5 protein-coding genes are annotated in these 3,529 nt (G+C 52.1%); 3 read left to right on the plus strand and 2 right to left on the minus strand.

Annotated features, from left to right (window positions below; genetic code table 11):
* Nucleotides 1–610 precede the first annotated feature (610 nt).
* The gene (locus VGJ94_13060) at nt 611–805 is read right to left on the minus strand and encodes a hypothetical protein (GenBank protein HEY3277543.1); all 195 of its coding nucleotides are present in this window, start codon (nt 803–805) and stop codon (nt 611–613) included.
* 368 nt (nt 806–1,173) lie between these two features.
* On the opposite strand from VGJ94_13060, the gene VGJ94_13065 reads away from it, so the two are divergent.
* Nucleotides 1,174–1,530 (plus strand): hypothetical protein, encoded by a 357-nt coding sequence (locus VGJ94_13065; GenBank protein ID HEY3277544.1) that lies wholly within the window; start codon nt 1,174–1,176, stop codon nt 1,528–1,530.
* 4 nt (nt 1,531–1,534) lie between these two features.
* Nucleotides 1,535–1,681, plus strand: coding sequence for a hypothetical protein (locus tag VGJ94_13070; GenBank protein ID HEY3277545.1), 147 nt, complete (start codon nt 1,535–1,537; stop codon nt 1,679–1,681).
* A gap of 455 nt (nt 1,682–2,136) precedes the next feature.
* On the opposite strand, the gene VGJ94_13075 is transcribed toward VGJ94_13070, so the two are convergent.
* Nucleotides 2,137–2,718: a GDSL-type esterase/lipase family protein gene (locus VGJ94_13075; protein HEY3277546.1), complete on the minus strand. Its 582-nt coding sequence runs from the start codon at nt 2,716–2,718 to the stop codon at nt 2,137–2,139.
* Nucleotides 2,719–3,265: 547 nt separating this feature from the next.
* Here VGJ94_13075 and VGJ94_13080 point away from each other — a divergent pair.
* On the plus strand, nt 3,266–3,529 hold a 264-nt coding region (locus tag VGJ94_13080; protein HEY3277547.1), incomplete at its 3' end, for a hypothetical protein.

Raw genomic sequence — 3,529 nt, forward strand, 5'->3', positions numbered from 1 at the left:
AGAAGGCGGTTATACGGCATTTGCACCTTCCCTCCCTGGCTGTATAAGCGAGGGGGATACAAGAGAAGACGCTTTGAAGAACATCCGTGAGGCTATCGAGCTTTATCTTGAACCCACAGATGACGATCATATATTTACTCCCAACTCAGAGATAATCGACCTGGCAGTATGACCAGGGTACCGAGTCTGTCTTTTGACCAGGTTATAAGGGGCTTGCAGAAGGATGGATGGGTAGTTGTGCGGCAAAAGGGGAGTCATATCCGGCTTCACAAGCACACTGCCGTAGAAACTCTCAAGCTCACAGTTCCTGCTCATCGCCCTATCAAAAAAAGCACCCTTTCCCACATCTTAAAGCAAGCGCGGTTGACCGTCGATGAATTCGATAGACTGCTGTAATTTCCTTTTAGTTGAATCCCTTTCCGTGCCCCTTGAAATGTGAAAAAAAGAGAGACTTTTTGCTTCTGCCGTTTGAAACTTAAAGGTGCCCTTCACTCTCACTTTCTTTCCCGTCTCATAAAAGGAATTGTGCTTGGGTGGTGCTTGAGTAGCGATCTGCGCTTGAGGTGGAGCGGATAAGTATTACGTCTCTAACCGTTCCCACATGAGCCGATCATTTCTTACCAAACAAATTAATGACAAGCGGGATCGTCGTCGCCGCCCCAACGAGGGTAAGAGTCCATCCTATCGCTTTCCTTTGGTCGTCGGGCAATTTGTCTGCAAGAAGCAGGGCAACCCCGGCGCCAAACATAGCACGTGTGCCGGCAATAAGGGCGACTTCCGGTAAGGTAACTTCGGCAGTTTTCATAGTGCCTCCTTAGGCCATAATAAGGTCATTCAGAACCTTTACGCTCCGTCATGAACAAATATATGCACCGAGATTCCTAAAAACCACTCAAAATGGTCACTTTCAATTAACTGAGCGATCGAGACATCCTTCAGTATTTCAATAGCCGCAACTACGGGCGGCACGCAGGTTTTCGGCAAAAGTCTTTCTTTTGGTCCGGCCGGAGCACGTCCGGGGTGGGCGTGCGTCTAAAGAGAGTTTTTTTCAACTGCTTTCAGAGACTTGTGAAGGCCCTTTTGTTAGTCTTCACGAGACGCTCGGGTCGGACGTCCCTTTGCATAGTACCCGGCGCCGGGGTTCCCCGATAAGGGGACAGGAGGAGCACTCCCATGCGGGTACAGTATGATGAAGATACGGGTGAAAAGACATACATCGCATGGAAGGAATGCGGCAATAACGCCGGGAAAGCGGCGCGGCGTCTGGCAGCAGAGGGGCTTGTCATACACAGGACCACGATCTCGGCATGGGCGGACCGATGCGGCTGGAAGGGCCGTGCCTTAAGAGAACAGAGAGAGGAGGCGACAGTGAAAGAAGCGGACAGGGGTGAGACCGAGCTTATCGCCGGTCTTGAAGCGCAGAGAAAGCGGTATGAGGGGTTCTTTGCAACCCTGGGGCCTACCGCGATTGACGTCCAGGCTACCTATGCCTGTCAGCGCCGTCGTGAAAGCCATTGCGGACGTTCATAAGAGGATGGAGCCGGACGTCTATTACTCGGTCGCGGTTGCCATGGATGTGTTCGTAAAGTCCATCCAGGCGAGGCGCCAAACCCTGGATAAGGCGTTCGTCCAACAGGTCTTCAAACTCATAGAGGAGTTTTTTGATGAGGTAAAACCCTAATGATTCCGCGAAAACGAAACGACACCCCCCTCCCCCCCATGGTGACTCACAAGAGGCACAAGCCGGGAAATGTCGGATGGGGGGCGTGAAACCCCTTTCGTTGAGCAGGATGGGGAATCATGACCACATCTGCGGGTGAGGCGGCAAGGGGCATTATCGGGCGCTCAGGTACCCGCTCCACGGCCGCGGCGGAAGCACTGCTCTTTGACAATGGAATATTGGGGAAGCTTAGGGGACGCTTAGGGGACGCTTGGCTTTTTTACTTTAGAATTCTTTCTCGCCCGGGCGAATTCGCCTTTTTCTCGTTGCCGGAAATATGCGAGATCGAGGGGGACATCCCTTTCCATTTTTACTTTGTTGTACCGAAAGTGGGAAAGAGATGTCCCCATAGTTGTCCTTTTCGCGGGACCGGTAGACTCTCCCCCGGGAAGGCATGCCATGTGGGAGCTGGGTTCCTACTCGTTTACTTGCTTTTCAACGATGCTTTTCCACATGAGATACCCCTGACCGTTGAGATGCAGCCCGTCTCCGCTGTCGTAGTCTGGGTTCAATCGATCCTTTGCCAGAAAGCGATCGTACAGGTTGATGTAGGTCGCGCCGTTTTTCCTCGCCAGTGCTGACAGGGCGGTGTTCAGTTTGACAATCCTCCCGAGGACGGGCTCATTCGTTCCGTAAATATTCCAGGATGTGGGCAGGAGGCTTTGGATATATATCTCGGTAGCGGGGCTTTCCTGGCGGATATGGTGGACAATGGATCTATACCCGGCCAGTACGTTCCGAACGGAGTGGCCCTGAAGCAGGTCATTTATTCCTATTTCTATGAAAATTTTCCTGGGTTTATGTGACGTGACCTGTTCTAGTCTCCGGGACACGCCCAGGATGGTATCGCCGTTTATGCCTCTGTTCTTCACTTTCAGGTTCTGAAAAAGCTCCGCCACCTCGAAATTCTGAGTCAGGCTGTCTCCTAAAAATACGATCTCATCCGGCTCGCCCGGCATGGTGCTCAGCAGGTTGGCCCGGTTAAGCCAGTAAAGCACCCGGGGCTCCTTGTCCGGTAAAGAGGACTTATTGAGACCCAGCGCGATAAAGACAGCAAAACCGACGTTGACCAACAGTAACATTGCGAGGAATATGCGGAAACGCCGGGTCCTTACGTTTACTGCGGGACCCGGAGGATACAATTCAGATGGTGAGTTCATCGCCTCGTTAATCCTCGTTCCCGGATACCGCGCATGACCTGATCTCATCCTTTCGGTCTTCCTCTGAATCGACGATTCGTTCTGCAAATGCGGGTATAGGCTTGGCAGTATCCATTTTAGCCCGGCTGGAATCCATCAGATGCGTGAATTGAAGGGTAGCCGCCTGCCAGTCTGTGTATAAATTACAGATAAGCATTCCCGCAACCGGGGTCAATCGACGAAATTGGTGTGAATTGGCGTGTAAACCGTATATACCGGGAGGAAATAGAATAAGGCGATGGCTCATAAGCTTCCGGCTGTCTGAATCCTCCTCCCCCTTGTATTGCAACCTTAAAATCCCATGGTTATGCTTACCTCATGAAGTGCTTGTGCTTAAGGAGGTCCTATGGACAGGGTAGAGGAATATGCAAAGCTGCGGGAGATTTTAATCCGGAAACGGCAGGAGATCTTCGAGGCCCATAAGGGCAGCGAGGAAACGCGGGTTGCCTTGTCCGAGCCGGAGATCGAGCCTGAAGAGGATGCGCAGAACGAGGCCCTCATCGATGTCATCGCCACCATGGACGAACGGGAGAAAGAACAGATCTCGGCCATCGATGCGGCATTGACGAAATTTGAGCTGGGGGAATACGGGTCCTGTGAAATCTGCGGG

Source organism: Syntrophorhabdaceae bacterium (assembly GCA_036504895.1).
Lineage (GTDB): Bacteria > Desulfobacterota > Syntrophorhabdia > Syntrophorhabdales > Syntrophorhabdaceae > PNOM01.

What these genes read in the sequence shown, in the direction of transcription:
- VGJ94_13070 (HEY3277545.1), top strand. Translation starts at nt 1,535, where the DNA reads ATGGAGCCGGACGTCTATTACTCGGTCGCGGTTGCCATGGATGTGTTC.
- VGJ94_13060 (HEY3277543.1), bottom strand. Translation starts at nt 805, where the DNA reads ATGAAAACTGCCGAAGTTACCTTACCGGAAGTCGCCCTTATTGCCGGC.
- VGJ94_13065 (HEY3277544.1), top strand. Translation starts at nt 1,174, where the DNA reads ATGCGGGTACAGTATGATGAAGATACGGGTGAAAAGACATACATCGCA.